Origin of the sequence: Mesorhizobium sp. M0991 (assembly GCF_040318915.1) — a bacterium.
Taxonomy (GTDB): Bacteria; Pseudomonadota; Alphaproteobacteria; order Rhizobiales; family Rhizobiaceae; genus Mesorhizobium.
On the sequence record NZ_JAMYNE010000096.1, the window covers coordinates 1 to 1,312 of the forward strand.

A 1,312-nucleotide genomic window follows, 5' to 3' on the forward strand; every position below is an offset into this window, starting at 1 on the left:
ATGAGTTCACTGCCAACTCTCTAGGTGAATGCGGCCGGTAGCGTAGTTGCGCCAACGGCTGCTCTAGCGTTCTTCCTGTCCGAATAGACCATGTGCTGTCGGTCGCGTAGACGGAAAAGATCACGGCTGATATAGACCTGCTTCATGTCAAAGCTTCGTAACCTGGTACCCTCGACGCACTCGCTTTTTGTCTTCGAAGCCGCGGCCCGAACCCTGAGTTTCAAGAGTGCAGCAAGCGAGCTTAACGTGACGCAACCGAGCGTCTCGCACTCGATCAAGACGTTCGAGAAGCATTGCGGGACCGCACTCTTTGTCCGAGATAACCGAGGAGTGCAGCTGACAGAACCTGGCAGGCAGCTCTATGACGAGGTGCGCACCAGCTTCCGCCGTCTGGAACAGCGGCTTGAGATCATCTCCGATCGCGGAACGAAGTACATCACCTTCGCAGCGTCGACATCTCTAGCGGCACATTGGCTGGCGCCCCAACTCTATCATTTTCAGGAAGAGCATCCGGACGTCAGGATCAAGGTTGTCGCCACCGATCGGGATGTCGAGCCGGATCATGAGATCGACGTCACGGTGTGGGTGCGGCCCCGGGATTTTGAAAGGGTCAACAGCTGGTTCGTTTGCGACGAAATCATCTTTCCCGTTTGCTCCCCCGCGTATCTTCTGGCGCACCCTGCTCCACAGACCGTCGATGAGCTGGTTCACCACCAGCTCATTCATTCTTCCGATGATTTTCGCAAGCGGATGGGCTGGCCCGAGTGGGTCGAGTTGGCAGGCGGAGATGCCGGCGAGATCACACCGAACATTGTCTTCAACGACTACCAGCTGACGCTTCAAGCAGCGCTTGCCGGTGAAGGAATAGCGTTGGGATGGTCCCTGACCGCCCAGCAGCTGCTCAACAACCGCCTTCTCGTCAAAGCATTGCCAACCCAAATCAAGACCGACAGGGCCTTCTTTCTGTTAGCCAGCGAGGATGCCAGCAAGAACAAGAGGTGCAAGGTTTTGGTTGACTGGTTTCTTGGTCAGTCTGAAGAACTCCGCCCGTGATTGAAATTAGCCCTTACCGTGGCTTATCCCTCGCAGCTTGCGCACGAGCGACCTAGATATAAACTGGGTTTAAGGCTGGCGAAACCTTTTACGAATTCTCGGAGCGCTCGCTAGTCGCTATCATCATTGCGAAACTAAGCACGGCCCGCCTTATCAGAAGATGGTGGGATGCTGATTATTCGGCTGCAGGGGACGCAATGATGGATGCTGATACTCCCGCAATCCGGCGCCGCGGAGGACGCGCGTCGGTCGTAGCTGC

Annotated in this window: 1 protein-coding gene; it reads left to right on the forward strand. The window is 56.1% G+C overall.

What is annotated here, in order from left to right:
• Positions 1-144 precede the first annotated feature (144 nt).
• A complete protein-coding gene (locus NKH70_RS35640) occupies positions 145-1,053 on the forward strand; it encodes a LysR substrate-binding domain-containing protein (protein WP_353027472.1) in 909 nt (302 codons plus the stop codon).
• The last annotated feature ends 259 nt before the right edge of the window (positions 1,054-1,312 follow it).

Bases quoted from the DNA above. Each gene is read 5' to 3' on its own strand.
- NKH70_RS35640 (WP_353027472.1), top strand. From the start codon at position 145: ATGTCAAAGCTTCGTAACCTGGTACCCTCGACGCACTCGCTTTTTGTC.